The organism is Mesorhizobium sp. M4B.F.Ca.ET.089.01.1.1, assembly GCF_004022605.1.
Taxonomy (GTDB): domain Bacteria; phylum Pseudomonadota; class Alphaproteobacteria; order Rhizobiales; family Rhizobiaceae; genus Mesorhizobium; species Mesorhizobium abyssinicae.
The window spans coordinates 1-1,005 of record NZ_RZOS01000924.1 but is presented as its reverse complement, the minus strand read 5'-3'; the positions used below and the strand labels follow the sequence as shown (position 1 = coordinate 1,005).

The window sequence follows — 1,005 nt, the reverse complement described above, 5'->3', positions numbered from 1 at the left end:
GTCCCGTAGCGCGACCGCATTATGGCGGCCACATCGAGCGCCTGATTGGCACGATGATGGGAGCAATCCATCTGCTCCCGGGCACGACGTCGAGCGATGTCGCTGCACGCGGCGCATATGATTCGCAAAAACACGCCGCGCTGACACTCGACGAGCTGGAACGATGGCTTGGCCTTGAGATCGTCGGCCGTTACCACGCCGAAATCCATAGCGGATTGGGCTTGCCACCGATCACCGCATGGGGCGATGCGATGGCGGCACGACCGGAAAAGCTTCGCCTGCCGCATGATGCCGAGCGGTTTCTTCAGGATTTTCTGCCGTTCGAGGAGCGCAAAATTCGCCGCGACGGCGTGCGCCTTTTCGGGCTTCGCTATTGGGACGACGTGCTCAGTCCATGGGCCGGGAGGCTTTCACGGCGGCTATGTGTCCGGTACGATCCTCGCGATTTGTCCACCGTGTTCGTGGAGGGACCGGACGGCACCAATTGGCCGATCCGGTTTGCGAACCTCAGCCGGCCGCGCATCACGCTCGGCGAGCAGCGAATGGCCTGCGCGATCCTGAAGGAGCGCGGCGTCAAGGCGACAGATGAGCAGCTGATTTTTGCGACGATCGCCGAGCAACGCACGTTGCTCGAGACAGCGGTGCGGGACACAAAGGCCGCACGGCGCCACAGCGAGCGTCGTGACCGGTCGCTTTCGGCGGCATCTGGCGGTGTCTTGTCCGCGGCGCCGGTGGGACCGGCAGAGGATCTGCAGGGCGATCTGCCTCCGCTGGTGGTGGAGGAATGGTCTTGAGCGAATATAACCATCTTCTGCCAGGCTACCGAGTTCATGCTGCATTAGCAGACGATGAGCGTATCGCCTGGATAAGGGCCGATCGGTGGCTCGAAACCGCGCGGGCAAGCGCGGCTCTGGCGAAGCTCCAGGACCTGCTGTCCTATCCGCAACGCGATCGCATGCCATGCCTGCTGCTGTACGGCGACACGGGAATGGGCAAGACCAAGAT

Annotated in this window: 2 protein-coding genes; both read left to right on the top strand. The window is 62.9% G+C overall.

What is annotated here, in order from left to right; translation table 11 throughout:
- A partial coding sequence (locus EN780_RS35070; protein WP_189557037.1) for a Mu transposase C-terminal domain-containing protein occupies positions 1-794 on the top strand: 794 nt, incomplete at its 5' end.
- A partial coding sequence (locus tag EN780_RS35065; protein ID WP_189557035.1) for a TniB family NTP-binding protein occupies positions 791-1,005 on the top strand: 215 nt, incomplete at its 3' end. The genes EN780_RS35070 and EN780_RS35065, both read left to right, overlap by 4 nt.